Below are 25260 nucleotides of genomic sequence, written 5' to 3'. Positions count from 1 at the left end.
CCCTATTGCGGCACCGCTCGGTCTCCAACTAACCTACATACATGTCTGTATGTGAGACGGGGCGGCGATGACGGCACGGCGCGAAGGTGTCCGCGAGAAGCAGGCGGACCGGCGTGCCCGCACTCGGAACGCCCTGCTGGAGTCGGCGGCCCGCGGTCTTTCCACGTACGGATACGGCAACTTGGCGCTCGAACGGGTGGCGGCCGACGCGGGCTACACACGTGGCGCCCTCTACCACCTGTTCGCCAACAAGGAAGACCTCGCACTGGCCGTGGTGAAGTGGGTCGAGGAGACCTGGGCCGCCGAAGTGGGCGGTCCTGCCGCCGAAGAGGCCGATCCCGTCGACGCGCTGCTCGTGATGGCCCGGGGCCACGCCGTGTACTGCCGCCGTGACGTGGCCGACGTAATGAGGGCTCTGTCGGTGGAGTTCTCCGGGCAGGACCACGCGGTCGGCCGCGCGCTCACCGAGGTGATCGACCGGCTCACCGCGGAATGCACCGAACGGATCGCCGCCGCCCGGGAGAGCGGCGCGATCCCTCCCGGGCCGCCTCCCCATGAGGTCGCGTCCGCCTATCTCGGCACCCTCGAAGGCCTGGTGAGCAGCGTCGCCGGGCACGCACCGCACGACGTCGAACTGATCGAAAGGGCGGTGCGGGGCCTGCTGGGCCTGCCGCCCAAGGCTTGCACGGCCGAGGCGTAGAGCGTCGGCGTGACCACGCCGACGGCGCACACCGACACGGAGGTTCAGGAATGAAACTGCCGAAGACCGCGCACACGTCACGTCCCTGGCGCATCCACGAGCTCACCCGCGACTTCCAGGTGGAGGACGTGTGGGCGCTGCCCACGCCGGGCGGCCCCGACGACCTTCCCAGGCTGGTGGAGCAGACCGTCCGTGGCGACGACTTCCCCAAGAACGCCCCGCTCGTCGTCCGTGTGGTGTGGGCGGCCCGCTGGAAGATCGGTGCGGTGCTCGGCTGGGACCGCCCGAAGACGGGCCTGGGCTCCCGGGTGGTCTCGCTGCGGGACCGGATGCCGGACGACCTGCGCGAGGCACCGAAGGGCCCGGAGTCCGACACGTTCCCGCTCACCCCGATGTACCTGCTCAAGGACGAGTGGGCCGCGGAGATGGCCAACGGCACCGTGCACACGGTCATGCACATCGGCTGGGTACCGGACGGATCCGGCGGCTACCGAGGCCAGATGGCCGTCCTGGTGAAGCCGAACGGGCGGTTCGGCGCGGCCTACATGGCGGCGATCAAGCCGTTCCGGCTCTGGATCGTGTACCCCGCGCTGATGCGGGAGATCGGACGCTCGTGGCGAGCGGGCGCCGAGGGGCAGCCGCCCGTGCGTACGTAAGGAACCGGGGCGGACCCTGCGCACGACCGTGCGCTCAGGCCGCCATCGCCATCGCCAGCGGCCTCGCTGCGGCCACCACCCTTCCGTCCGGCAGCAGTTCGCCGGTGTCGTCGAAGACGATCGTGCCGTTGCACAGCAGGCTCCAGCCCTGTTCGGGGTGGGCGGACAGGACGCGGGCCGCGAGGTGGCCGGGGCTGTCGGCGGGCGGGCACGGGGGCTGGTGGGCGCACATGGTGTACCTCCGGATGGGGGTCGCGAACCTTGCGCGCGGCCCGGTCGTTCTCGGTTTCTCCTTGCATGAGTCAAGACCTCTCGGGAGGCGTCAACTCATCGTTCGGAGAGGCTACTTGTGACCTCAGGTGGGCAGGAAACCGGCCCGGAAGTGCGCCAGGAGTGTGGTACGCGACGCCGCGTCCGCATCCGCCAGGCGTCCCGCCGCCCAGAGGAAGAAGTCGTCCGCCTCCGCGTCGATCCAGTCGTACGTCGGGTCGAAGGGGCCGGGGTCCGGTGCTGGGTAGGGGAGTTCGAGGAGGGTCGTGCCTCGCGCGTCCTCGACCGTGAAGCGGCGTGTGCCGGCTGCCGGTCCTGTGGATTGATGGACCGTCACCGCGCCGCAGTCCCAGCGGCGTCCGCCGAACTGAAGCCAGAGGGTCGGTTCCTCGTCGGCAGGGTCGGCGTACAGCGCCGCTGCCGCCTCCCCGCCCGTGTGGACGAAACCGTGGCAGCGGCCGGACGCGGGGGAGAGGAGCCCCGTGCGGGGGTCGAGGGCCCACGTCCGGCCGTGGTGGTCGTAGTCCTTGAGCAGCATGGAAGTCAGGCGCGCGGTGGGATGCCGAGTTCCTGGTCGACGGCGGCGCTGGTGCGGGTCGACGCCTCGATGACCTTGGCCCAGCTGCCGTACTTGGCGAACTGCTGGTCCGCGGTCGGGCCGAGGGGGTTGCCGTACTTCTTCATGTTCCGCTGCTCCAGGGCCTGAATCGCCTCGGGCGTCATCCCGGCGCGGGTGATGTCCTTGGCCTCGTTGCGCATGTCGACGAGGACGCGGGCGATCTCCTCGTCGGAGCGGCCCTCCTCGTGCATACGGTCCGCCACGCGCTCCATGGTGTCCAGGAGCCGGTGGTAGCGCAGCCGCACCTCACGTGCCCGCTCCCGCTCCTCCGGAGTCATCTGCCGGATCAGGCAGACCGCGGGGTCCTTGCTGGTGCATGGCTCTTCGGTCGCGGGCGGCGGGGCCTGCAGGCTGACGGCGGACGGTGTGTGCTGCGCGGGCGCGTCGGTGTGGGCGTGTGCCGGTGCGAGCAGGGTGCCGCTGAGAGTGGTGAGCAGGGGGAGGAGGAAGAGGACGACGAGGCGGGGGAGGATCCGTGGGGGGATTCGGAGGGCCGGGTGGGTGCGCACGTAAGAACTGCCCTTCGCCTGGGAGTTGGGACGAAGGGGACATTACGGCCGGACAGTGGGCGAGAGTGGCCACCCTCGCGGCGCGTCCGGGTGATGTGTCCGGCTAACCGATGGCGTGTCGCCTCACCGCGCCGCGCTCCCCTCACCCGCGGCCGGCCGCAGGCTCAGCGCGTGCAGCGCCAGCTGCATCTCGAACTGCGCCGCCGGATCGTGCAGCCGGTCGCCGAACACCTCGTCCAGCTGCCGCAGGCGGTAGCGGACCGTCTGCGGATGCACCGCGAGACGCGTGGCGACCTCGCTCGCGTTGTGCCCGCACCGCAGCCAGCACAGCAAGGTCTCGGCGAGGCGCTCCCGCTGCGGTGAGCGCACCTCCTCCAGGGGGAGCAGATGCCGTTGCGCGAGCGCGTCGACCAGGGCCTCGTCGTGGAAGAGCAGCAGCGTCGCCAAGTGGTCGGCGCAGTGCAGCAGGCCCGCGCGGGGCAGGATGCCGCGCCGGGACAGGTCCAGGGCGTCCAGCGCCCAGCGCAGCGAGCGCGCGCCCTCGTGCAGCGCGACCGTGGGCCCGATCACCGCACGCAGCCCCTGGAGCGCCGCGGCGATGGAGCGGGCCCGCCCCGGGCCCTGCGGGTCGGGCACCACGATGCAGCCGGGCTGCTCGGAGAAGCGGGCGAGGAACTCCGGCGGCACGATGGGCCTGATGGTCTCCGGGGTGAGGACGTGGTCGATGACGACGACGGCCACCTCGCGCGGGATGGGCCACTGGGCGGTCTGCGCGAGATCGGCGATGGCCTCCGCCGACGCCGGGGGATCGGCGGTCAGCAGATCGATGAGGCGCGCGCGGCGCTGCTGCAGCTCGCCCGCCGCGTGCAGCCTGGCCTCGGTGTAGCCCGCGGTCGTCGCCGCGGCCATCTCGTCCAGATGCACGAACAGCGCCTCGCCGAAGGCCGCGAGGACGGTGTGCGGCAGCAGGTCGGCGTCGACAAGGGCGTTGACCCGGCGCCACGTCACGCGCGCGCCGAGGCGCAGCGCCGACTGGAAGGAGTCGAGACTGCGGCCCTCGTCCGCCTCGCCCCTGCCGATGTTCTGGTACGTGGCCTTCACCGACTCCCAGTCGGTGTCCGGGTGGGCCATCCGGGCCAGGAACCCCTCAAGGGCCTGCTCCACGCCCCGGTTCACGACATGCATGTACGTGTCGTCGGTGGGGCGGGCGTACTCCGGTATCTCCGTGCGGATCGCCCGCACCACCTCCGCTGTGATGTCGTCGAGGAACGGCCTCACGTGATCGTGGAGGCCCGAGGGGAAGGCCTTGAACGCGGCGTACGACTCCTCCGCCGGGGTGCCCGCGGGCGCGGGGGTCGGGGGTATGCCGCCGGGCAGCGTCGAACGGTTCACCATGAGGTGCTCCCTCTGCGCGCGGGGGACAAAGGTTTGGTGAAGATACCGCCACGGGTGCGCGGCGGCCCGTCGAGTACGGACAGCCATGATGCTGCCTCCTGTCGCCCGGGTGACAAGAGGCAGCGGGTGCGAACTAGCTCACGGCAGAAGGCAGTTGCCGAACTCCGGTCTGCCTTCGAACCGGTCCCCGAGCCACTTGACCGTGTCGTCCTTCGCCAGCTGATCGGTCGTCAGGTGCTCACCCGGGTAGACCTTCCACCGGGTTGTGATGTCCGCCTCGCAGTACGCCTGGCGCGTCGCGTCCTCGGTCTCGGCGGGGATGACCTCCTCCAGCGCGCCGCGGTACTGCAGCACAGGGAAGTCGATCTCGTACGTGGCCCCTGAGTCCTTGCGGCCGATGCCGACGCCGAGCTTCTGCGCGTCGACGACCTCGCCCCACGTCCTGCCGTCCGAGCCCTTGAGCGCGTAGAGCTGGTCGAGGCTGAGACCGTCCTTGGTGTTGTCCTCGATCTTCTGGCCCGCGAGGGTCGAGATGGTGCCCACCAGGCAGTGTGACCTGGCCTTCTTGAGGGTTTCCCTGCCCTGGTCGTTCATGAGCTCCTCGAACGGCATCTGGGGGTGCGCCGAGGACAGGCCGAGCACGGCGTCGACCATGAAGCCCGCGAACGGGCCGCCGTTCAGCGCCTTGGCGACCACCTTCAGATCGCCAGGCACACCGCCGGACGCGTCGCCGACGATGTCGAGTTCAGGGGCGTACGAAGCCGAGAGCTGCGCCGCCCACAGGCTGGCCGCACCGCCTTCGGAGTAGCCCCACAGGCCGACCTTCGTCCTCGGGTCGATGCCGCTGCCGGGTATCGCGGGGGCCGTGCGCGCGATGTCGAGGAGCGCGTGCCCGGCGTCGGCCCCGGAGACGTACGGGTGGGTCTGACCGTCCAGGTAGCCCGCGCCGTCCGTCGCGGCGACGGCGTAACCGGCCTTCAGAAGTGCCGCGATTCTCGCCCTCGTACTCGTCCTGGTAGGCGCCCGCCAGCTGTTTGGAGAACGCGCACTGCGAACCGAGCCCCAGCGTCCCGGGGTTGAAGGCCACGACGGGACGGCTGCCCCGCCCTTTCCACTCTGCGTCCGGCACGGCGACGGTCCCCGAGACCGCGACCGGTCGTCCCGTGTTGTCCTTCGAGCTGTACTGGACCTTCCAGGCGCGCATCGCGATGTTGCCCGGCACGTGGGGGAGTTCGGTCGTCCGGCAGGCGATGACGCTGCCGGGGGCGCTCGGGACGGATCCCGGCACCTGGTAGATCCGCTCGTCCGGGGCGTCGCACGCTGCCGACGCGTCAGGGGCCGCGGCGGCGCCCGCCGTCAGGGTCGGTACGCCGAGACCCAGGCCCGCGAGGGCGACGGCCGCGGTCAGCGCGAGCAGTCTCTTCTTCCGTTCCGCTCTTGGCCTGCGCACGGGGTGCTCCTTCGTTTCGAGGGGGGGACAGCTGTGCACGCCGTGAAGCTACGGAGCGGTAATCGGCCGTCGATAGTCAGCGGAACCACAGCCCACCGGGCCGGAACTGTGCGTGCGGCACAAGTGGCGACAGCTATGTGACCGACCGTCCTCGGAGCTAGCGGGGCCTCGCGTCACACCCCGTCCAGGAACGCCCCCGTCCCTGACCCGCTCGCCCGCGCGATCTCCTTCGGGGTGCCCTCGGCCACGATCTCGCCGCCCGCCGCGCCGCCTTCGGGGCCCAGGTCGACGACCCAGTCCGCGGCGCGGATGACGTCCAGGTTGTGCTCGATGGTGATCACGGTGTTGCCGGCGTCGACCAGGCGTTGCAGGACGCCGAGCAGGCGCGCCGTGTCGGCGGCGTGCAGGCCGGTCGTGGGCTCGTCCAGGAGGTAGAGGGTGCGGCCAGTGGCGCGGCGCCCCAACTCCTTGGCCAGCTTGACGCGTTGGGCCTCGCCTCCGGAGAGCGTGGTCGCGGGCTGGCCGAGCTGGAGGTAGCCGAGGCCGACGTCCGACATGCGCTGGAGCCGGGTCGCCGCCCCCGGCACGGCGGCGAACACCGTCAGCGCTTCGTCGACGGTCATGTCGAGGACCTGCGCGATGTCGTGTCCGCCGTACCGTGCGGCGAGCACATCGGGCTTGAAGCGGCGGCCACGGCAGGCGGGGCAGCGCACCTCCACGTCGGGCAGGAAGTGCATCTGCACGGTCAGCACCCCCGCCCCCGTGCACCGCTCGCAGCGGCCCCCCGCCACATTGAAGGAGAAATGCCCCGCGGTGAGCCCCCGTCGACGTGCGTCGGCGCTCGCCGCGAACGCCTCACGGATCGGCGTGAACGCGTCCGAGTACGTCGCCGCGTTCGACCGGGGCACCCGGCTGATCGCCTGCTGGTCGATGGTCACGACCTTGTCGACGTGCTCCCAGCCCTCGATCCCGTCGTGGGCGCCCGGCGCGTCGCCCGCACCGTGGAAACGCTGCCGCGCGGCACGCCCCAGGATGTCGAGGACCAGCGACGACTTGCCCGAGCCCGATGGCCCGCTCACCGCGACGAGCCGCCCGAGCGGCAGCCGCGCGGTGACGTTCCTGAGGTTGTGCGCCCGCGCCCCGCGGATGACCAGCTCGGCACCCGACGCGGGCGTACGGAGCGAGGGAAGAGGCATCGCGAGGCGCCCGGAGAGATAGGCACCGGTGACCGAACCGGCGGTCGCCGCCACCTCGTCCGGCGAACCTTCGGCCACGATGTGCCCGCCGGCGCGGCCCGCGCCGGGCCCCACGTCGACGACATGGTCGGCCGCGCGCAGCACATCGAGGTCGTGCTCGATGACCAGGACCGTGTTCCCGAGGTCGCGCAGCCGGCGCAGGACGTCGACCAGGCGGGCTGTGTCCGCAGGGTGCAGCCCGATGGTCGGTTCGTCCAGGACGTACAGCACGCCGGTGAGGCCCGAGCCGAGCAGTGCGGAAAGGCGCAGGCGCTGGGTCTCGCCCGCCGAGAGGCTGGGTGTGGCCCGCTCCAGGGTCAGATAGCCGACACCGACGTCGACGAGGCGGCGCACGCGCTCCCGCAGATCGTCCACGATCGGCTCGGTGACCTGCCACGCCTCGCTGTCGGTGACGTACTCCCGCAGGCCCTCGATCCACCCGGCGAGCTTGTCGAGCGGCAGGCGCGCCGCGTCGACGATGGTCAGCCCGGCGACGGTGACCCGGCGGCTCTCCGGGCGAAGGCGGGTGCCGTCGCAGTCCGGGCAGACGTCGTTGACGAGGAGCTTCTCCGCCTTCTCGCGGTAGGCGGCGTCGTCGATGCGCTCGGCGTACCGGCGCAGCATGTTCGTGACCACGCCCTCGAAGCGGCCCCGGCTGACCGTCGCCGGTGGTGCGGCGTCCGGGAAGTGGCGGTGGAACCGCTCGCTCTCCACGCCGTGGAGCAGCAAGTCCCGCTGTTCCTCGCCGAGTTCACGTACGGGAGTCTCCGCGTCGAAGGTGAAGCCGTAGTGCTCGCCCGCGGCGCGCAGGATCGGGATGTTGCGCGCGGTCAGGGCGGGGAGCCAGCCGAGCACGGCGCCCCCGGCCACGCTCAGGCCGTCGTCGACCAGGCGGTGCACGTCGGCCCGGAAGACGGTGCCGATGCCGGTGCAGGTGACGCAGGCACCGGCGGGCTTGTTGAAGGAGAACGTGCCCATCACCATGCCCGGCACCGGCGCCTCACAGTGCGGGCAGGGCAGTGCGGGCTGGTCGTCCGGCGAACCGTCGGCGGCGGGTTCGGTCCCCGACGGTTCGTCGTCCCAGAGTTCGTCGCCGCTCACGTGGTAGGCGGGTGGGACGTCCTGCCCGCACGACGGGCACGGCCGATGGCCGATGCGCGCCCACAGCAGACGCAGATATGTGAAGACCTCGGTGACCGTGCCGACCGTCGACCGGGGACTGCGGTTGGTCAGATGCTGGTCGACGCTGATCGACGGCGAAAGGCCGGTGATCGAGTCGACCGATGGCTTGCTCGCGAAGGTGGTGACCAGGCCGAGCGACTCCAGATACTGCCGCTGGCCCTCCCGGTGCAGGGTGTCGAAGGCGATCGTGGACTTGCCGGAGCCGGAGAGGCCGGTCAGGACGACGAGCTGGTTCTTGGGGATGGTGAGCGAGACGTTCTTGAGGTTGTGAAGGCGCGCGCCCTTGATGCGGATCGCATCGGCATTGTCAGTGCTTGCGTCCATGGCAGTGCTTGCATCCATGCCTTCAAGTGTTTCATTGAAGTGCTTGTTGAGACTTTTGAGCGAGAGCGGCGGTACCTGGCAGGGTCCTGCTCGGATAACCTTCAACTCCGTGCTTCGACGCCAGTCAGGGGAGGTCCCTTCATGAGCCGAGCCGAGACGGCCCTGCGCCCGGTGGATCTGGCGCGGGCGGCCGGAGTCTCGACCCAGCAGATCCGCAACTACGCCGACGCGGGCATCCTGCCGCCGACCCCGCGCACGCCCGCCGGATACCGCAGGTTCGGCACACGCCACCGCGACGCCCTGCTCACCTATCGCGCGCTCGTCCCGGGCTACGGCATCGAAACCGCCCAGGCGATCATGCGGGCCGTCCACGGGGGAGACCTTCCGCAGGCCCTCACCCTCGTCGACGCCGGGCACGCCGACCTGCACCAGCAGCGGCTCTCGCTCCGGGCCGCGGGCGAGGCCCTGGAAGCCGTCGCGAAGGAGACCCCGGACGACACCCCCGCGCCCGCCACGCCACCACACCTGCGCATCGGCGAGGTGGCCGCCCGCCTCGGTGTGCGCACCTCCGCGCTGCGGGTGTGGGAGTCGGCGGGCCTGCTGAAGCCGCGGCGTGAACCGGGCACGCACTACCGCTGGTTCGGCCCCGCCGACGTACGCGACGCCCGCATCGTCAGCATCCTCCGGCAGGGCCACTACCCCCTGCCGCAGATCCACGCCGTGCTCGACGGTCTGCGCGAGACGGGCAGCCCCGACGCGCTCCGTGCGGCCATCGAGCAGCGCCTCGCGGGCGTCGCCGCGCGCTCGACCGCCATGCTGGCCGCCTCCGGACGGCTGCATCAGTACGTCTCAGACGATCAGTAGTGACGATCAAAGCGTCACCGACGCGCCGGGCGACTGATCAGCCTGACCCGTCGTAGCCATGTGCGGAGGCTTGTCAGTGAAGTGACAGAGGTTGTCAGACGATCTGTCAGCAACCCGTCTTACTCACGGATCACATCCGGGCGGAACCTGGTGCACCGCTCGTCCCGGCCCCGCGACGCCCGCCCCCGGTCATCGCGCCGTCCAGTTGGAGCCGCCATGCCAAGACCTCAGACCCTCAAGCCGCCCGAAGGCCCCCTGCTGACCGACCACTTGGCGCACTGGGCAGCCGACCGGCCGCACCAACGGGCCTTCACCTACGTGGAGTTCCCCGAACCGTCATCGCCCGGCCTGCACCACACCCTCGGCTGGCAGGGTCTCGACGCCCGCGCCCGCGCGGTCGCCGGACAGGTCGCGGCGATCGCGGGCCCCGGCGAGCGAGCCGCCCTGCTGCTCCCGCAGGGACTTGACTACGCGGCGGCTTTCCTGGGATGTCTCTACGCGGGGGTGATCGCGGTACCGCTGTTCAGCCCCGAACTCCCGGGGCATGAGGGGCGGTTGGCGGCCGTCCTGGCCGATTGTGAACCGGCTTGTGTGCTGGCCGACACGGGAACGGCGGTTGGGGTCGAGCGGTTCATGGCCGGGCAAGGTCTGCCGCCGGTGCCTGTGGTCCTGGTGGACCGGCCGGGCGAGACGTCCGCGGTCGCCCTTCCCGAGCGGCTCGAAGCGGACGACATCGCCTACCTCCAGTACACCTCCGGCTCCACGCGCAGCCCGGCGGGCGTCGTGATCAGCCATGCCAACGTGGTGGCCAACGCCCGCCAGGCCATCGAGGCCTTCGCGGCCGACGCGGCGAGCAACACGACGGTCGGCTGGCTGCCGCTCTTCCACGACATGGGCCTCGTCCTGAGCGTGGCCGCCCCCGTCGTCGGCGGCTTCCCTTCGGTCCTCATGGACCCCGTCGCCTTCCTGGAGCACCCGGTGCGCTGGCTGCGGCTGCTCGCCGCGTATCCCGGGACGATCAGCGCCGCCCCCAACTTCGCCTACGACTACTGCGCGAGCAGGATCGACAGGGACGAGGCCGCCGAGCTGCGCCTCGACCGGGTCAAGGTCCTCATCAACGGCAGCGAACCCGTGCGCCCCGGCACGGTCGGCCGTTTCCGTGACGCGTTCGCCGACGCGGGACTCGCGCCCGCGGCGCACTGCCCGGCGTACGGCCTCGCCGAGGCCACCGTGTTCGTGACGACCGACACGTTCGACGCACCGCCAACGGTTCTGGCGTGTGATCCGCTCGCCCTGTCCGAAGGGCGCCTCGACGTAGGGGAGTTGACTGACCAAGGTGTGACGCTCCTCGTGGCCTGCGGCACCCCGGCCGGGCAGGAGCTGCGCATCGCCGACCCGGCGACCGGGGCCGCACTGGGGACGGGCGAGGTCGGTGAGATCCTGCTGCGCGGACCCAACGTCGGCCTCTGTTACTGGAAGCGAAGTGGCCTCTCGGATGAGGTGTTCGGCTTCTGCCCGCCCGACGCCACCGGCGCGGACAACGAGGCGGGATGGCTGCGCACGGGGGATCTCGGCGCACTCCACGAGGGCCGGCTCTACGTCACGGGGCGGCTCAAGGACCTGATCATCGTGGACGGCCGGAACCACTACCCCCAGGACGTCGAGGAGACCGTGCAGTCCGCCGTCGACCTCGTGCGCCGTGACCGGCTCGCCGCGTTCTGCGTGCCCTGGACCGGCACGGAGACCGACGTCCTGGTCGTCGTCGCCGAGCACCGACGCGGCGCGGAACCCACGGAACAGGACCTGCTCGCCGCCCTGCGCACGGCCACGGCAGCCGTCTCGGCCCGGCACGGGCTGCGCATCGCGGAGCTCCTCCTCATCCCGCCGGGCTCGCTGCCAAGGACGAGCAGCGGCAAGGTCGCCAGAGCCGCGAGCCGGGCACGCTATCTGCTCGGCGCCTTCGACACCTTCGGAGAGGGTGGCAGGAGCGGCGCGGAGGGCGCGCGATGACGGAGGCGGGCCACGCGGAGATCCGGGCCGTGATCGTCGAGAGCCTGAGCGCCTGGTACGGCCTCGCCGCCGAGGAGATCACCGACGACCGACCGCTGGTGGAGCTGGGCCTCACCTCGCGCGACGCGGTCGTCCTGACGGCACGCCTCAGCGACCTCGCGGGCACCCGGCTGCCCGCGACGCTGCTGTGGGAGGCGTCGACGATCGGTGCGCTCACGGAGCGGGTGGCGCGCGGCGAACCGGAGCACGGCGGTTCGCCGTCCGAGCAGGACGGCCCCAACAGGCCTGGCGCGGAGGGTGATTCACCGGTCGCGGTCATCGGCGTCGGCTGCCGGCTGCCCGGCGCGGTCACCTCGCCCGCCGCCTTCTGGCGGCTCCTGAGCGAGGGCCGCGACACCGTGGGCACGGTCGGCGACGACCGCTGGGCGCCCTTCGTACGGGCGGGGCGGAGCCTGCCGGACGACCTCAGCAGACACGGCGGCTTCCTCGGGGACGGGGGCATCGACGCCGTGGCGGGCTTCGACGCCGAGTTCTTCGGCATCGGCGCCGACGAGGCCACCGCCATGGACCCGCAGCAGCGCATGCTCCTGGAGGTCGCCCGCGAGGCCGTCGACCACGCGGCACTGCCCGCGCCGTCCCTAGCGGGCACCCGTACCGGCGTCTTCGTGGGCATCAGCGGCAACGAATACGCCCATCTCACCACCGCGGACCCGGACTCGGTCGGGGCCTGGACCCCACCGGGCGCGGCCCTGAGCATCGCCGCGAACCGCCTCTCCTACCTCCTCGATCTACGCGGCCCGAGCATGGCGGTCGACACGGCGTGCTCCTCCTCGCTCGTCGCCGTGCACCACGCGGTACGCAGCGTCGGTGCGGGGGAGAGCGACATGGCGCTCGCCGCCGGGGTGAACCTGCTCCTTTCCCCCGCCGTGACGCTCGGCTTCCAGCGCGCGGGGGCGCTGGCCGCCGACGGGCGGTGCAAGGCGTTCGACGCGTCGGCCGACGGCATGGTGCGCGGCGAGGGGTGCGGCGTCGTCGTCCTCAAGCGCCTCGCGGACGCCGAACGTGACGGCGACCGGGTCCTCGCGGTCATCGAGTCCACGGCGGTCAACTCGGACGGCCGTTCCAACGGACTCACGGCACCGAGTGCGGGGGCCCAGCGCACGCTGCTAGAGCGGTGCCATCCCGCCGCGCCCGCCTTTGTCGACTACGTCGAGGCGCACGGCACGGGCACGGCCCTGGGCGACCCGATCGAGGCGTCCGCGCTCTCGGCCGCGCTCGGCGCGGGGCGTGGGCGGGCCGCCGACCAGCCGCTGCTCATCGGCTCGGTGAAGACGAACATCGGTCACTTGGAGGCCGCGGCGGGCATCGCCGGGTTCATCAAGACGGTCCTCGCGCTGCACCACGACGAGATCCCACCCCATCTGCACTTCATCGCTCCGGGCCCGCACGCGGACCTCGACGCCCTTGGGCTGCGCGTCGTCACGGGACCCGAGCCGTGGCCCCGCTACTCGGGCACGGCTCGGGCGGGAGTCTCGGCGTTCGGTTTCGGGGGCACGAACGCGCACGTGGTCCTCACGGAACACCGCGTGCCGCGCGGTCCACGCGCGGCCACCGGCGCGGTCGTAGCCCTGCTCGACGGCGTCACCGAGGACCGCGTACGCGCGTACGCGGGGGAGTTGGCCCAATGGCTGACAGAACCGGACAGCCGCTCCGTCCGCCCGGCGGACCTGGCCCGCACCCTGTCCGGCCGCGTGGGGCGTGGCCGCCACAGGGCGGCGGTCGTCGCCCGCGACCGGCAGGAGCTGACCACGGGGCTTGCCCGTCTGGGCGGACGGGAACCCGATGGGCGGGTCGTGGTCGGGACACCCGCGGCCGAGGGCAGCCCGGGGGCGGTGTGGGTGTTCTCCGGGTACGGGTCGCAGTGGCCCGGCATGGGAGGTGAACTCCTCGCCACGGAGCCGGAGTTCGCCGCCGCTGTCGACCGCATCGAGCCGCTGCTGCGCGAGCACGCAGGCATCTCCCTGCGGGACTGCATGGATCCCGGCGCCGATCTGACCTCGCCCGCCGTCGTCATGCCCGCCCTCTACGGCATCCAGGTCGCCCTCGCCGAGCTGTGGAGAGCCTACGGCTTCGAGCCCGAGGCCGTGCTCGGCCACTCCATGGGGGAGATCGCCGCGGCCGTCGTCTGCGGCGCCATCGACGAGGCCACCGGCGCGCGCGTCGTGGCGATCCGTTCGCGGCTCCTCGCCGGGCTCACGGGCGGCGCGATGGCCGTCGTGGACCGCCCCGGCGAGCACATCGAGGCCCTGGCCGCCGACTTCCGCACGCTCCAGGTCGCCGTGCACGCGTCCCCCGCGCAGAGCGTGGTCACCGGCTCCGCGGACGAGGTGCGCCGACTCATCGAACACGTCACCGGGGAGGGCGGTTTCGCCCGCTCCCTGCGCGTCGCCGGCGCCGGGCATTCGCCCGATGTCGACCCGCTGCTCGCCGATTTCGCCCGGGAGCTCGGCACCGTGCGCCACGCGCGGCCCGGCTGCCGTCGCTACTCCACCGTCCTGTCCGACCCGCGCGACCCGGCACCCTGCGACGCCGACTACTGGGTGGCCAATCTGCGGCGCCCCGTCCGCTTCACGCAGGCGGTACGCGCCGCCGCCGATGACGGCCACCGGCTGTTCGTCGAAGTCGCCCCGCATCCCACGCAGTTGAATCCACTGACCGAGACGCTGCGAGAGGCGGGCGCCGAAGGCTCGCTGGTCCTTCCGACCCTGCGCCGCGGCACCGACGACGCGCTCACCTTCCGTACCTCGCTGGCTTCTCTGCTCGTACGAGGCCTCGGCGCGCCCACGTCCGCCCAGGGCCCGCATCCGGGCGCGCGCGTCGTCGACGTCCCCACGCCCCGCTGGCGGCACCGCCGGTTCTGGGCGGGGCAGGCTCCGGGCCCGCACGAGCGGCCACGTCACGCGTCGGAGCCCACCGACGGCACGGGTCCGCTCGACCGTCTCCGCGGCTGCGTGGCCGACGTCATGGGCTACACCCCGGACCGCATCGAAGCGGACACGCCCCTCACCGACCTGGGGCTCGACTCGCTCACCGCGGCGCGCATCCGGACCGCGGTGGAGCGGGAGTTCGGGGTGGAGGTGGAGCCGGGGGTGCTGTTGCGGCAGGCGACGCTGAGGGGGGTCGCGGAACTGCTGCCGGAGGCCCCGCGGGGTGGGGCTCCCCGCGGGGCGAGGGAGGAACCGAAGGCAAGGCGCAGGGAGGGCCCCCTCCGCGTGCTGGCCGACTCAGGTCGCGGCACCCCCCTCTTCCTGGCCCACGCGGCGGGCGGCTCCTCCGAGGTGTACGCACGCCTCGCTGAACGCCTCTCCGGCTCCCGGCCCGTGTACGGCTTCGACCGACTGACGACCCCGGAGGACGTACGGCCCCGCGCGGCGAAGTTCGCGGAAGGCATCCGCGCGGTGGCCCCCAACGGCCCCTGGCTGATCGGTGGTTGGTCCTACGGCGGGCTTCTTGCCCAGGAGGCCGCGAGGCTCCTCGCACGACACGGCACCGTCGGGGCTCTGGTGCTCCTCGACTCCGTACTGCCCCTGCCCGTGCCTCCGGGGCTGACGCCGGTGGAGGAAGCCCGCCGCCGCTATGCCGACTTCGCCACGTACACAGCCCGCACCTACGGCGCCCAACTCGCCCTGCGGTACGAGGAACTGGCACGCCGGGACGACTACGAGCAGATCGCCCTCGTCATGAAGCTCCTTGAACAGGCCGTCGACCTCCCCCAGGCGGTCCTCGACCATCAGCGCACCTCGGCCCTCGACCTCCGCAGCGGCGAACGCCACCGGCCGGGCCCGTACGCAGGCCGGACCCTCCTCTACCGGGCGACCGAACCGGCCCCGCACACCGTGCGCGACGCCCGTTACGAACGGGACGACGAAGGCCTCGGCTGGGACGCCCACTGCACGGACCTCACGGTGACCCCGCTGCCGGGCCACCACCTCTCCCTGCTCGATCCCCCGGTCGTGGACGCCCTGGCGGAACTCCTGACCCGCGACTTGCCCGACGCCTGACCCGCGTGCCCGCCTACCCGCTTGAGAACTTGAGAACTTGAGAAGTTGAGAACTTGAGAAGGGGACCACTCCCATGCCGCACAAGCACCGCAGACCACGCAAGAAGCTGGCCGCTCTCGCCGCGGTCACCGCGCTCCTCGCCACCGGTGGGGCCCTGGGCACATCCACCGCCCTGGGGACACCCACCGCGTCGCGGACGGCAGCCCGCGCCGCCGAAGGCCCGCGCGTCGTCGGTGAGAAGTGGCTCGACTCCCGGACCGTCGACCTCACCGTGGACTCACCCGCCGTCGGCAAGCAGCTCCCCGTACGGGTCATCCTGCCGGCTCGCTTCAAGGAGCTGCCGGACCGTACGTGGCCCGTGCTCTACCTCCTCCAGGGCGCTCACGACGACTACACCTCCTGGACCCGTGAGACGGACGTCGAGGAGTTCCTGGCCGACAAGGACGTCATCACGGTGATCCCGGCCTCGGGCCCCACCGGCATCCCCACCGACTGGTGGAACCACGGCAGTCCCAACGCCCCCGATTACGAGGCCTTCCAGGTCGAGGAGTTGACGGGGCTTCTGCGTGACACCTACCGCGCGAACGGCACCCGCGCCGTCGCCGGAGTCTCCACCGGCGGCTACGGCGCCATGGCGTTCGCCGCCCGGCACCCCGGCACCTTCGGCGCCGCGGCCTCGTACAGCGGCGTCCTGGACACCACGGCCCCCGGCATGCCGACGGTGATGAACGCCATCGTCGCCCGGGAGCTTCAGCTTCCCTCCGCCCTCTGGGGAAGCCCGTTCCTGCACCGCGAGAACTGGAACCGGCACAACCCCGCCGCCCTGGCGAAGCAGTTGGCCGGGACGCGGCTGTACGTCTCCCAGGGCAGCGGCATCCCCAGCAGCGACTTCGGCAACCTGGAAGGGGCGGTTCTGGAGGGCACGTTGTGGGGCCAGGCCCACGGATTCGTCCGGCAGTTGGACCGCGCGGGCGTTCCGGCGACGGTCAGCTTCTACCGGGGCGGCTCGCACGCCTGGCCGTCCTGGCAGCGGGAGTTCAAGGCTTCCTGGCCGACGCTGGCGGCGGGCCTTGGGCTTCCCGCGCAGGTGTCCTGACGTCGGCGGCGAGGCGGGCAAGGCGTCGCTCGTCCGGCCACCGCACCGCGCCGGCCCACGAGGCCAGCTCGAAGAGGCGGATCAGGCGTGCGCTGGAGTCGAGCTGGCCGCGCAGCACCCCGTGCCGGGCGGACGTGGGGTCGGCGTGATGGAGGTTGTGCCAGGACTCGCCGCCGGAGAGCGGCGCCAGCCACCACACGTTTCCCGAGCGGTCCCGCACCCGGAAGGGCCGGGCCCCGCTGATGTGGCAGATCGAGTTGATCGACCAGGTGACGTGATGGAGCAGACCGATGCGGACGAGACCCGCCCAGAAGAACGCGGACCACGCCGCGCCGGAGTCCCAGCCGCCCTCGCCCCAGAGCCCTCCCACCACGGCGGGCGCACCGAACGAGAACAGCACGATCAGTGGCTGCCAGCGCGCCACCAGGATCAGATCGCGGTCGGCGAGGAGGTCGGGGACGTACTTGTGCCGGTCGGTCTTGTCGTTGTTGAAGGTCCAGCCGACGTGCGCCCACACCATGCCCTTCAGGAGCGCCCGGACGGAGGTGCCGAAACGCCAGGGGGAGTGCGGGTCTCCAGGCCGGTCGGCGAACTGGTGGTGGCGGCGGTGATCCGCGCACCAGGTGATCGCGTCACCCTCGACGGCCATCGTCCCGGCCACCGCAAGGGCGATCTTGAGGGGGCGTGCGGCCTTGAACGCCTTGTGCGTGAACAGGCGGTGGTAGCCGATGGTGATGCCGTGCACGGCGACGGCGTACATCACCGCGCCGATGACCAGGTCGTGCCAGGTGACTCCCCACCCCCACAGCACGACGACGGACGCGATCACCGCGACAAAGGGAATTCCGACGAACACCCCCACGACGACCCGGTCGGCTGTGCCCATGCGTTCGCCCCAGGCGGCGTTCGCGCTCTCTTCTGCCATGGATTCTCTCACCTTCCAGTACGGGTGAGCCGGACATTAGCGACGGAAATAGAGAGGCTCTACTCGAAAAGTGATGACAGGGCTACGGGTCGATTAGCGATCCTGGTGAATTGCGGCCGACCGGCTTGTGGATGGCGGAGGTTCCGCCGCACTGTGATGGGACAACCGCGCCGAAGGAGGAACCTCATGGATGTGCTCGCAGAGGCAGTCGTCGCGGGAGCCGAGGCGGACGAGCTGCGCCGGCTTCCCGTACCTGCCCAATTCACCGCCGCGCATCTGCGGAGGGAGGATGTGGAGAGTTTCATGGGAGTGGCGGACAAAGACGTCCGAAAAACACTCCATGTCGGCTCCGTGCCGATGCCGGAACTCGCTCCCGACGAAGTCCTGGTGGCCGTTATGGCGAGCGGGATCAATTACAACACCGTGTGGTCCGCGATGTTCGAGCCGTTATCCACGTTCTCCTTTCTGCGGCATTTCGGCGCGAAAGGAGGCTGGGCCGCGCGGCACGACCAGCCGTATCACGTGGTGGGTTCGGACGCGGCCGGAGTCATCGTCCGTACGGGAGCCGGGGTGCGCCGCTGGAACATCGGTGACGAGGTCGTGGTCACCCCCGCCTACGTCGACGATGAGGAACCGGCGACCCACGCCGACGGCATGCTCGGCGACTCCCAGCTGGCCTGGGGCTTCGAGACCAACTTCGGCGGCCTCGCCCACTACTGCGTGGCTCGCGCCAGCCAGCTCCTGCCCAAGTCGGACCGGTTGACGTGGGAGGAGGCGGCAGGCAATCCGCTGTGCGCGGGCACCGCCTACCGCATGCTGGTGAGCGACCGCGGCGCGCGCATGACCCAGGGCGACATCGTGCTGATCTGGGGCGCGGCGGGCGGCCTTGGCGCGTACGCCGCGCAGCTCGTCCGGGGCGGCGGCGGCATCGCCGTGGGCGTGGTCGGCAGCGAGGAGAAGGCGGAGCGCGCCCGCGCCTTCGGCTGCCACGCGGTGATCAACCGTGCCGAGATCGGTCTGACCGGCACCGCTCCCGCCGATCCGACGGCGGTCGGCAAGAGGCTCGGCAAGCGGATCCGCGCCGCGGTGGGCGAGGATCCGCACATCGTGTTCGAGCACGTCGGCCGGGCGACCTTCGGGGTCTCCGTCTTCGTGGTCCGCCGCGGCGGCACCGTCGTCACCTGCGGATCGAGCACCGGCTATCTCCACGAGTTCGACAACCGCTACCTCTGGATGCGCCTCAAGCGCGTCATCGGCAGCCACGGGGCCAACCTCCAGGAGCAGGCCGCCGTGGCCCGCCTCCTGGACCTCGGCCACATCCGGCCCGCCCTGTCGGTGACGTACGACCTCCAGGACACCGCCGAAGCCGCCCGACTCGTCCAGGCCAACCGCCACACGGGAAAGGTCGGCGTGCTCGCGCTCGCGCCGAGGACCGGGCTCGGGAAGAGGGGCGCGTGGGCTCAGCGCACCGTCACATAGACCGTCGGCGAGATGGCGCGGCCGCCGGCGATGCGCAGGGAGTTGCGGCCCTTGAGACCGAGCTTGACCCGCATCTTGTACGCGCCGTTGCGCGCGGTGTACACCGACGCGGGCAGCGACACCCAGCGCTTGCCCTGCTTCTGCTGCAGCGTGACGCGGGTGCCGGGCCGCATGTTGCGGCCGACTCCGTAGATGTAGAAGTCGCGCCAGGCGCGCACGCTGGCCACGGTCGACTTCGCCGTCAGTGTCGGACGCGGGGCCGCGGTCGCGGCGGCCCCGGGTGCGTGTGAGGCATGCGGGCTCACGGCGCCCGCGCCGGGCGCCGCGGGGCCCGCCAGGACGGCGAGGGCCGCGATTCCCGCCACCGACGTGTACTTCACCGACGCGTACTTCAGCTTCAACCGATTCACACGCTCGCTCCGTTCGCTCACTTCCGGGTCGGACCATGTGTAGACCGCAAGAAGATGAACGAATCAGATGGCTGGTCATCTTTTGCCCATATTGACCCGAGTGCCTCAAGTGCCCGGTGGATTCCACCCGCACGGAGGGGCCCACTCGACTCCGTCGAGCGCGGGGCCGTGTTCGATCGCGGTGATCAGCTGATGGACCGAGGCGGCACCCAGCGGCCCTGCCACGGAGACGACCCCGGCGAGGGCCTTGTGCGCGCGGCGCCAGGCCCGGCTGCGCCGACCGCGCAGATGCTCGACGAGGGCGTGCGCGTACTGCGTCATGGAGCGCGTCCATATGTCGTGCCGCGTCTGCGTCCCGGCCGACGCTCGGCGGACACTGCGCAGGGCGTCGGCCGGCCGGATGCGCGCCTGCGCCACGGCGAGCTGGGCCCAGCTGACCGCGGCGGGCGGGCCGTGGCCGGCGTGGGCGGGGACCGTGTGAGCGGCTTCCCGCAGATGCTCGATGGCGCGTTCCGTCTCGCCCTCGCGCAGCGCGATGACGCCTTGTACGTGGGCGACCCGGCCGATGGTCGCGTCGTCACCGGAGAGAACGGCCACGCGCCAGGCCTGGCCGAGAAGTTCCTCCGCATCCGGTGCGCCGGTGCACGCCGCGAGCCAGCCCGCCAGCCACAGGGCCTGCCCGCACCCCGGGGTGTCCGTGCGGCCGAGCGGCAGCAGCCGCCGCAGATGCTCACGCCCCTCGGCGGCGTGCCCGCACACCGCCCACCAGAACCACAGGTCCACGACCATGTCCAGGGCGGTCGCACCCTGGTCGGCGGTGTGCGGGGCCCGCTCAAGCGCGGCCCGCAGGTCGGGCTCCTCGTCGCGCAGCAGCAGGGTCGCCTGCTCGTGCCGTCCGGTGCTCCACAACTGGTGGGCGGTCGAGGCGACGGTGCGGTACCAGGCGAGGTGGCGGGTGGCCGCCGCCGCGGACTCGCCCACGGATTCCAGGCGTTCGCCGCCGAACCCGCGGGCCGCCGCCGGCAGCCGATAGCGGGGCTGCAGCACGCCGCCGGGGTCACGCACCGGTTCGAGCACCGAAGCCAGGACGAGCCGCGCGAGGCAGGACGCCACCAGCTCCCGGTCCAGGCCGCCGCCCGCGCACACGTGGACGGCGGCGTCCTCGTCGAACTCTCCCGCGAAGACGCTGAGCCGCGCCCAGACGCTGCGCTCGGCCTGCCCGCACAGCGCGTAACTCGCGCCCACGGCGGCCCGTAAGGACCGGTGCCGCCGCAAGGGCGCCTCCGGCTTCCCGAGCCACCCCTGGGCGGGCCGCAGCAGCCGCGCGAGCTGCGCGGGCGGATGCAGGGCGGTCTGCGCCGCGGCGAGCTCCACCGCGAGCGGTACGCCTTCCAGCCGAGCGCAGATGTCACTCACGGCGCGCAGTTCGGCTTCGTCGGGTGCTGGGGGAGAGGGGGCGGTCTGCGCGACGCCCCGGCGCTGCCGTGCACCGCGCGCCCGCTCCATGAACAGCTCCACCGCGGGCCCCGGCTCCTCCTCCGACCCCGGTGCGCCGACGGGGAGCGGCCTCAGGCGCAGCACCAACTCCTGCCCAAGACCGAGCGGTTGACGCCCGGTGGCGAGAACACGGACGCCGGGCGCGAGCAGCAGCAGCGACTGCACCAGACGTACGCACTCGTCGCGTACGGGATCGAAGTCATCGAGAACGACGAGCACCCGGCGCCCCCGAAGCCGAGAAACAAGCTCCCACTCCCCAGCCCCGCCCCCGGCCCCGCCGCCCGGCTCACCGCCGCCTGCGGGCGGCCGCGTACTCCTGTCCGCGGGCGGCTCCTCGGCCCCGTCCATCTCACCGTCCATGGCCTCGACCACCGCCCGCGCCACCGACTGGCCCCGCGCTGGGCCGCCGTCCCACCACCGCGCCATGATCACGCCGTCCGGCAGCTGGCTGCCCACCGCTGCCGCCGCGTGCGCCGCGAGGGTGCTTTTGCCGACGCCCGCGCCGCCCGCCACCGTCACCAGCCTGCTCTGGGCCAGCAGGCGGCGGAGGCTCGACAGTTCCTCGGTCCGGCCCATCAGGCCACCCCCGCGCACACGCATCAGCCCTGTCATCCCCTTCACGCTCGGGCCCGCCCCACGCCACACTCGCCGTGCAGAATCGTCACTGCAACGAATTCGACAGATCCTCTAACTCCGTGGCCCGATCTGGGTTACGGGGCGAAGGGCCGGGCCGCCGGTCAGGTAGATCAGCCTTCCCGGCGTCCTTTCCGGCGTGACCAAGAACGAGCCGGAGCAGCCGGCCCACAAGAGACCGGCACCTGAGAGTCCGGCGCAGGAGCGGCTCTCCGCCGGCGAGACCTGGCGGGCGCTCTACCGCTACTTCCGCCCGCACCGCTGGGTCGTCGCGCTCGGCGCCCTCTGCACGCTGATCGGCGCGGCGACCGGCCTCGCCCAGCCGCTCGCCGCCAAAGCCCTCGTGGACCGGCTCGGCAGCGACGACTCGATCGCCGGGATCATCCTCGTGCTCACCGCCCTCGTGGTGCTCGGCACCGTCGTCGAGTCCATCGGCGCGTACGTCCTTGAACGCACCGCCGAATCCGTGGTGCTCGCGGCCCGGCGCACCCTGATCGGGAGGCTGCTGCGGCTGCGCCTGCCGGAGGTGGAGCGCACCCAGCCCGGCGACCTGATGTCCCGGATCACCTCGGACACGACGCTGCTGCGCGCGGTCACCACGCAGTCCGTGGTGTCCGCCGTAGCGGGCGGGCTCACCTTCATCGCGACGATCGTGATGATGGCCCTCATGGACGTCGTCCTGCTCGGCGTCACCCTCGGCGTGATCGTGCTCATCGGCGGCGCGGTGGCCCTGGTGATGCCGAAGATCGCCCGCGCGACGGAACGGGCCCAGGAAGCGGTCGGCACGATCTCGACCGCGCTGGAGCGGGCGTTCGGCGCGTTCCGCACGCTCAAGGCCTCGGGCGCCGAGGAGCGCGAGACCGCCGCCGTGCAAGCCGCCGCACAGGAGGCCTGGCGGCACGGGGTGCGTTCCGCCAAGTGGCAGGCGGTGGCCTGGAGTTCGGTCGGCTTCGCCGTGCAGGTCTCGTTCCTCGCCGTCCTGGGCATCGGCGGCGCACGCGTCGCGTCCGGCGCCATCTCCGTCTCGACGCTCGTGGCCTTCCTGCTCTTCCTCTTCTATCTGATCGACCCGGTTTCCCGTCTCGTCGAGGGCGTCTCGCAGTACCAGGTCGGCTCCGCGGCCATCGCGCGGATCGTACGGGCCGAACGTCTGGAGACGGAGGACGTCACCGAGACCGCGGAGCACACGGGACACGACGGCCCCGCCGCCGTCGCCTTCGAGGACGTGACCTTCCGCTACCGCGACGCCCTTCCGTACGTCCACCACGGCGTGAGCTTCGACATCCCGGGCCCCGGCATGACGGCCTTCGTCGGCCCTTCGGGCGCGGGCAAGACCACTGTCTTCGGCCTCATCGAGCGCTTCTACGACGCGACCGGCGGACGCGTCCTGGTCGACGGCCGCGACGTGCGGGAGTGGCCGCTCGCCGAACTGCGCTCCGTCATCGGCTACGTGGAACAGGACGCGCCCGTCCTCGCCGGCACCGTGCGCGAGAACCTCCTCTTCGGGGCGCCCGGCGCGACCGACGACGAGATCCAGGACGTACTCGTACGCGCCCGGCTCGACACCCTCGTCGACCGGCTGCCGGACGGTCTTCAGACGCTGGTCGGACACCGCGGCTCCCAGCTGTCCGGCGGCGAACGCCAACGCGTGGCGATAGCGAGGGCGCTCCTGCGCAAGCCGCGCCTCCTGCTCCTCGACGAGGCGACGTCGCAACTCGACGCGGTGAACGAACTGGCCCTGCGCGACGTCGTCGCCGAGGTCTCACGGGAGGTGACGGTCCTCGTGGTGGCGCACCGCCTCTCGACGGTGACGCTGGCCGACCGGATCGTGGTGATGGACGGCGGGCGGGTCCGTGCGTCCGGCACCCATGAGGAGTTGGTGGCGGCCGATCCCCTGTACGGGGAGCTGGCGGCGACGCAGTTCCTCGCGACGTCGGCATGATCGCCGAGCCGCTGGCAAGGGCTGGTCCCGGACATGACACTCAGGGTTGGATGGCGGGCATGACCAGTGGACGCAGGCGAGCCGAGCTGTTCGTCGACGAGGAGCGGGACGGGCGGCTCGCCGCGCGCACCACCGGCGACGAGCGGGCCATGCTCGTCGACTTCCTCGCGGCCCAGCGCACGACGCTCGAGCTGAAGTGCGCAGGCCTGGACGCCGAGTTGGCCAGGCGGTCCGTGAAACCCTCCACGCTCTCGCTGCTCGGCCTCGTCCGGCACCTCGCCGATGTGGAGCGCCGCTGGTTCCGGCGCGTCCTCGCCGGTCAGGGCGCGCCGCCCCTCTTCGGCTCGGACACGGACCCCGACCAGGACTTCGACGGCGCCTTGCCCGAACCGGCCGTCATCGCCGCCGCGTGGGAGGCCTGGCGTTCCGAAGTGGCGTTCGCCGACCGCCTCGTCGCCGAAGCGCCGGACCTCGACATCGAGGGCGACGACGGCTGGCGCGGAACGGTGTCGCTGCGCTGGGTGCTCATCCACATGATCGAGGAGTACGCCCGGCACAACGGCCACGCCGACCTGCTCCGTGAGCGGATCGACGGCGCGATAGGCGTATAGACGGTGACGGCCTCCGCCCGCCCGCAGATGACTACGGCGTCGAGGGCGCCGTGGTCAGCATCGACGCCTCTGATCAACTCCCCGACCAAGTGGCGGCATTGGCCGTACGGCGACCGCTACTGGGCCCTGGCGACGGGCGCGCCGCACGCTCTCCACGGGGCGGCTGAATCAGCGCGGTGAGCGCCGCGGTGAGAGCGGTCGCGGCGAAGGCGGCCGGGAGACCGCGGTGTTCGGCGAGGGCCCCGAGAAGCGCGGGGCCGGCCACGGTGCCCAGGCCGAGGAAGAGGACGGTGGCGGTGAAGCCCGGGGTGGGCCGGTCCGGGAAGACGCGGTAGCTCCACACCGCGAGGAGACCTGAACCGGCCATGAAGCACGGCCCGTAGACGAGCGCGGAGAGCAGCGCGCCCGGCAGTGCCATGCCGGGCAGCCCGGCAACGGCCACCAGGCCCGCGGCGCCGCCGAGCCCGATGAAGATTCCCCGGTGCACGCGGCGCAGCCCGTACCGGGAGATGGCGTGCCCCGTCAGGACACCCGCGGTGCCCGAAAGCCCCATCAGCGTCCAGAACAGCGGCGCGACGACATCGGAACCCGCCTCCGCGTGCTCGGAGACGGCCTCGACGGCGAAGGCCCAGTAGACGGCGCCGACAAGGCCGTAGGACAGGGCGGTCGCGTAGAGGGGGATGGCCGCGGCGCGGGCGAAACGCCTGAGGCCGGGCCGGCGCGCGGGGAGAGGCCCAGCGGTGGGGGCGTCCCGCCCGGCTCCGCGGGCTCGCCGGGCTCCGCCGGGCAGGACCCGGGCGTTGTACAGCGTGGCAAGGAGCGCGGCGGCCGTGAAGGCCAGCCAGGCGTGGCGCCAGCGCGGCCCCTGGGCGACCAGGGCCAGTGGGCCCGCGACGGTGACCGCGAAGGCGGTGCCCGTGGCGATGGCGCCCATGGCCCGCTCCCGCAGGTGCGGCGCGAGCATGCGGTCCACCGCGTCGGAGTAGGGCGCCCACACCCACCCCGGGCTCGTGCCGGCCAGGACCAGGCCTGCGGTCAGCGTGACCGGCCCACGGGCACAGGCCACCAGGCCCATGCCGCCCGCCGCGGAGAGGCCGCCGATCACGACCAAGGGGCGTGGTCCGAGCCGGGTGACGAGCATGCCGACCGACAGCAGGGCGACGATGTATCCCACGTAGCTCGCGCTCGCGATCAGGCCCACCAGCGCGACCGGTAGGTCGAACGCGCGCCGGAACTCGGGCAGGAACAGTCCGTAGCCGTAGCGCGCGAAGCCGAAAGTGACGCCGACCGCCGCCATCCCCGCGACGCTGACCTGCCACTGCACGGGCACGCCGCGGAGGGCGCCCCGCTGTCCTCGTCCCACGCCAGCCACCTTCCGTCGTGTGTAGCGCC

Annotated in this window: 19 protein-coding genes; 9 read left to right on the top strand and 10 right to left on the bottom strand. The window is 72.1% G+C overall.

Annotated elements, in window-relative coordinates; all coding sequences use genetic code 11:
- Positions 1 to 67: 67 nt before the first annotated feature.
- The gene (locus E5671_RS07705; RefSeq protein ID WP_160503092.1) at positions 68 to 700 is read left to right on the top strand and encodes a TetR/AcrR family transcriptional regulator; all 633 of its coding nucleotides are present in this window, start codon (positions 68 to 70) and stop codon (positions 698 to 700) included.
- Between the two features lie 50 nt (positions 701 to 750).
- Positions 751 to 1356, top strand: coding sequence for a DUF2867 domain-containing protein (locus tag E5671_RS07700; protein ID WP_160503091.1), 606 nt, complete (start codon positions 751 to 753; stop codon positions 1354 to 1356).
- 34 nt (positions 1357 to 1390) lie between these two features.
- On the opposite strand, the gene E5671_RS07695 is transcribed toward E5671_RS07700, so the two are convergent.
- From E5671_RS07695 to uvrA, 6 genes are all read right to left on the bottom strand, one after another.
- Positions 1391 to 1588: a DUF5999 family protein gene (locus E5671_RS07695; protein ID WP_160503090.1), complete on the bottom strand. Its 198-nt coding sequence runs from the start codon at positions 1586 to 1588 to the stop codon at positions 1391 to 1393.
- Positions 1589 to 1711: 123 nt separating this feature from the next.
- The gene (locus E5671_RS07690) at positions 1712 to 2164 is read right to left on the bottom strand and encodes a hypothetical protein (protein ID WP_160503089.1); all 453 of its coding nucleotides are present in this window, start codon (positions 2162 to 2164) and stop codon (positions 1712 to 1714) included.
- A gap of 5 nt (positions 2165 to 2169) precedes the next feature.
- Entirely contained in the window at positions 2170 to 2754 is a 585-nt protein-coding gene (locus E5671_RS07685) for a hypothetical protein (RefSeq protein WP_336605694.1), read from the bottom strand.
- Positions 2755 to 2877: 123 nt separating this feature from the next.
- Positions 2878 to 4149 carry a helix-turn-helix domain-containing protein gene (locus E5671_RS07680; RefSeq protein ID WP_160503088.1) on the bottom strand — a complete coding sequence of 424 codons (1272 nt, stop codon included), beginning with the start codon at positions 4147 to 4149 and terminating at the stop codon, positions 2878 to 2880.
- Between the two features lie 138 nt (positions 4150 to 4287).
- On the bottom strand, positions 4288 to 5085 hold the full coding sequence (locus tag E5671_RS46130; RefSeq protein ID WP_237330487.1) for a lipase family protein: 798 nt from the start codon (positions 5083 to 5085) through the stop codon (positions 4288 to 4290).
- Between the two features lie 687 nt (positions 5086 to 5772).
- Complete coding sequence (gene uvrA / locus E5671_RS07670; protein ID WP_237330126.1) at positions 5773 to 8358, bottom strand: excinuclease ABC subunit UvrA; 2586 nt, start codon at positions 8356 to 8358, stop codon at positions 5773 to 5775.
- A 123-nt stretch (positions 8359 to 8481) separates the two neighbouring features.
- Between uvrA and E5671_RS07665 the strand changes: the two genes are divergently transcribed.
- From E5671_RS07665 to E5671_RS07650, 4 genes are all read left to right on the top strand, one after another.
- The gene (locus tag E5671_RS07665) at positions 8482 to 9204 is read left to right on the top strand and encodes a MerR family transcriptional regulator (RefSeq protein ID WP_160503087.1); all 723 of its coding nucleotides are present in this window, start codon (positions 8482 to 8484) and stop codon (positions 9202 to 9204) included.
- Positions 9205 to 9420: 216 nt separating this feature from the next.
- Entirely contained in the window at positions 9421 to 11214 is a 1794-nt protein-coding gene (locus tag E5671_RS07660) for a fatty acyl-AMP ligase (protein WP_160503086.1), read from the top strand.
- Positions 11211 to 15275, top strand: coding sequence for a type I polyketide synthase (locus E5671_RS07655; protein WP_160503085.1), 4065 nt, complete (start codon positions 11211 to 11213; stop codon positions 15273 to 15275). Before E5671_RS07660 ends, E5671_RS07655 begins: the two co-directional genes overlap by 4 nt.
- A gap of 73 nt (positions 15276 to 15348) precedes the next feature.
- Positions 15349 to 16371: an alpha/beta hydrolase gene (locus E5671_RS07650; RefSeq protein WP_160503084.1), complete on the top strand. Its 1023-nt coding sequence runs from the start codon at positions 15349 to 15351 to the stop codon at positions 16369 to 16371.
- Here the strand turns inward: E5671_RS07650 and E5671_RS07645 are convergent.
- Positions 16313 to 17296, bottom strand: a complete 984-nt coding sequence (locus E5671_RS07645) for an acyl-CoA desaturase (protein WP_160503083.1) — start codon at positions 17294 to 17296, stop codon at positions 16313 to 16315. The two genes, E5671_RS07650 and E5671_RS07645, sit on opposite strands and share 59 nt — an antisense overlap.
- 186 nt (positions 17297 to 17482) lie before the next feature.
- On the opposite strand from E5671_RS07645, the gene ccrA reads away from it, so the two are divergent.
- A complete protein-coding gene (gene ccrA, locus E5671_RS07640) occupies positions 17483 to 18775 on the top strand; it encodes a crotonyl-CoA carboxylase/reductase (protein WP_160503082.1) in 1293 nt (430 codons plus the stop codon).
- On the opposite strand, the gene E5671_RS07635 is transcribed toward ccrA, so the two are convergent.
- Positions 18757 to 19185 (bottom strand): hypothetical protein, encoded by a 429-nt coding sequence (locus E5671_RS07635; protein ID WP_160503081.1) that lies wholly within the window; start codon positions 19183 to 19185, stop codon positions 18757 to 18759. The genes ccrA and E5671_RS07635 overlap by 19 nt on opposite strands.
- A 105-nt stretch (positions 19186 to 19290) precedes the next feature.
- Positions 19291 to 21294, bottom strand: coding sequence for an ATP-binding protein (locus E5671_RS07630; RefSeq protein ID WP_160503080.1), 2004 nt, complete (start codon positions 21292 to 21294; stop codon positions 19291 to 19293).
- Between the two features lie 160 nt (positions 21295 to 21454).
- Here E5671_RS07630 and E5671_RS07625 point away from each other — a divergent pair, with 160 nt between their 5' ends.
- Both E5671_RS07625 and E5671_RS07620 read left to right on the top strand, forming a co-directional pair.
- A complete protein-coding gene (locus E5671_RS07625) occupies positions 21455 to 23257 on the top strand; it encodes an ABC transporter transmembrane domain-containing protein (protein WP_160503079.1) in 1803 nt (600 codons plus the stop codon).
- 59 nt (positions 23258 to 23316) lie between these two features.
- A complete protein-coding gene (locus tag E5671_RS07620) occupies positions 23317 to 23868 on the top strand; it encodes a DinB family protein (protein ID WP_160503078.1) in 552 nt (183 codons plus the stop codon).
- Positions 23869 to 23941: 73 nt separating this feature from the next.
- Here E5671_RS07620 and E5671_RS07615 read toward each other — a convergent pair whose 3' ends face one another.
- Positions 23942 to 25231, bottom strand: coding sequence for an MFS transporter (locus E5671_RS07615; protein ID WP_336605693.1), 1290 nt, complete (start codon positions 25229 to 25231; stop codon positions 23942 to 23944).
- Between the last annotated feature and the right edge of the window lie 29 nt (positions 25232 to 25260).

Source organism: Streptomyces sp. BA2 (assembly GCF_009769735.1).
Classification (GTDB): Bacteria; Actinomycetota; Actinomycetes; order Streptomycetales; family Streptomycetaceae; genus Streptomyces.
This window is presented reverse-complemented; position numbering and strand designations above follow the sequence as displayed.

Bases quoted from the DNA above. Each gene is read 5' to 3' on its own strand.
- E5671_RS07705 (WP_160503092.1), top strand. From the start codon at position 68: ATGACGGCACGGCGCGAAGGTGTCCGCGAGAAGCAGGCGGACCGGCGT.
- E5671_RS07700 (WP_160503091.1), top strand. From the start codon at position 751: ATGAAACTGCCGAAGACCGCGCACACGTCACGTCCCTGGCGCATCCAC.
- E5671_RS07695 (WP_160503090.1), bottom strand. From the start codon at position 1,588: ATGTGCGCCCACCAGCCCCCGTGCCCGCCCGCCGACAGCCCCGGCCAC.
- E5671_RS07690 (WP_160503089.1), bottom strand. From the start codon at position 2,164: ATGCTGCTCAAGGACTACGACCACCACGGCCGGACGTGGGCCCTCGAC.
- E5671_RS07680 (WP_160503088.1), bottom strand. From the start codon at position 4,149: ATGGTGAACCGTTCGACGCTGCCCGGCGGCATACCCCCGACCCCCGCG.
- uvrA (WP_237330126.1), bottom strand. From the start codon at position 8,358: ATGGATGCAAGCACTGCCATGGACGCAAGCACTGACAATGCCGATGCG.
- E5671_RS07665 (WP_160503087.1), top strand. From the start codon at position 8,482: ATGAGCCGAGCCGAGACGGCCCTGCGCCCGGTGGATCTGGCGCGGGCG.
- E5671_RS07660 (WP_160503086.1), top strand. From the start codon at position 9,421: ATGCCAAGACCTCAGACCCTCAAGCCGCCCGAAGGCCCCCTGCTGACC.
- E5671_RS07655 (WP_160503085.1), top strand. From the start codon at position 11,211: ATGACGGAGGCGGGCCACGCGGAGATCCGGGCCGTGATCGTCGAGAGC.
- E5671_RS07650 (WP_160503084.1), top strand. From the start codon at position 15,349: ATGCCGCACAAGCACCGCAGACCACGCAAGAAGCTGGCCGCTCTCGCC.
- E5671_RS07645 (WP_160503083.1), bottom strand. From the start codon at position 17,296: ATGGCAGAAGAGAGCGCGAACGCCGCCTGGGGCGAACGCATGGGCACA.
- ccrA (WP_160503082.1), top strand. From the start codon at position 17,483: ATGGATGTGCTCGCAGAGGCAGTCGTCGCGGGAGCCGAGGCGGACGAG.
- E5671_RS07630 (WP_160503080.1), bottom strand. From the start codon at position 21,294: ATGACAGGGCTGATGCGTGTGCGCGGGGGTGGCCTGATGGGCCGGACC.
- E5671_RS07620 (WP_160503078.1), top strand. From the start codon at position 23,317: ATGACCAGTGGACGCAGGCGAGCCGAGCTGTTCGTCGACGAGGAGCGG.